The sequence below is a fragment of the Streptomyces durbertensis genome (assembly GCF_014156695.1).
GTDB classification, from domain to species: Bacteria; Actinomycetota; Actinomycetes; order Streptomycetales; family Streptomycetaceae; genus Streptomyces; species Streptomyces durbertensis.
The window spans coordinates 1-1,318 of the sequence record NZ_WMLF01000765.1; the positions used below are offsets into that span (position 1 = coordinate 1).

General features: G+C 73.2%; 1 protein-coding gene. It reads left to right on the forward strand.

Going from position 1 to position 1,318, the window contains the following annotated elements:
• Nucleotides 1-54: 54 nt before the first annotated feature.
• Entirely contained in the window at nucleotides 55-1,299 is a 1,245-nt protein-coding gene (locus tag GL263_RS26630) for a helix-turn-helix domain-containing protein (protein ID WP_182858293.1), read from the forward strand.
• The last annotated feature ends 19 nt before the right edge of the window (nucleotides 1,300-1,318 follow it).

Genomic DNA, 1,318 nt, shown 5'->3' on the forward strand with positions numbered 1-1,318 from the left:
CACCAGGAGTACCGTCCAGAGTGTCGAGGTCAGGTCAGGACCATGGAGACCAGCATGCAAGACGGCGCTGACGAGCACATCGGCACGCGTGTGCGTATCGCACGCAACGCGGCCGGGATGACACAGGCGGAGTTGGCCGGCTTTCTGGGGCGCACGGAAAGCTGGGTGCAGAACGTCGAGGCCGGCCGGTTCGCGCTCGACCGGTACTCGCTGATCACGGCGATCGCCGAGGTCACCGACGTGGACGTGGTGTGGCTCCTCGGGCAGCCGTACCGGCTCCGCCGCGCCGCGGGCGCGATGGCGCACTCCTACGTACCCGCCGTGCGCGCCGGCCTCCGACGAGCCGGCCTCATCCTCTCCGGACACCCCGGCCTGCTGCCGCAGGCCCAGGCCTCCGACACCCGGTCGCTGGCCGACCGGGCCGCGAAGGCGAACATGGCACGGCAGGCCGCCGACCTTCCGCGTGTGGCCGCGCTCCTGCCTCCCCTGGTGGAGGACCTGAACACCGAACTGCTCGTCGCCCAGGGCCCGGCGCGTGAGGCCGCCCTGCGGCTGCTCGCGGACACGGCCCGCACGGCCCGCATGTGCCTGAACCAGCTCGGCTACCCGGACCTGGCGTGGGTCGCGGCCGAGGTGGCCGCCGGAGCCGCGACCAAGCTCGGCGATCCCGTGGTCAAGGCGGCGGTGGCGTGGGACCGGTGCGGCGCGCTGCTGCACCAGGCTTCGCTACCGGAGGCGGTGGTCGTCGCCGACGCCGCGCTACGTGACCTGGAACCCCTGGCGTCGGCAGGCGAGCCGGCCGGGGAAGTGCTCTCCCTGCGCGGCGCGTTGATGCTGCGGGCCGCTGTCGCGGAGGCGAGGCAGTACCGGGCGGACGCGGCGTGGGGCCGGATCGACGAGGCCCTGACCGATGCCGACCGCCTTGGGCCGGAGTGGCACGACATCAAGCGGCAGACCGTGTTCGGCAGGGGAACGGTGGCCGTGCACGCCGCCGAGGTGGGAGTCGAGGTGCAGGCGCCGGACCGGGGACTGAACCGTGTGCCCGACGCGAGAATCGGCCAGATCCCGTCCCGCGAGCGGCGCGTGCACTACGCGATCGACCAGGCCCGCGCGCTACGGGCGATGGGACGGGCGCCGGCCGCCGTGACGACGCTGCGGGCAGCCGCCCAGGAGGCCCCCTACTACGTGTACGCCGATCCGATGGCACGGGCACTGGTCTCAGAACTCGTCCGGCAGGGGGTGCCGTCGCAGGCATCGGCGCTCTCCTCGCTCGTCAAGCACATGGAGCTGGTGCGGTAGCCCCACCCCCCCCCGGATC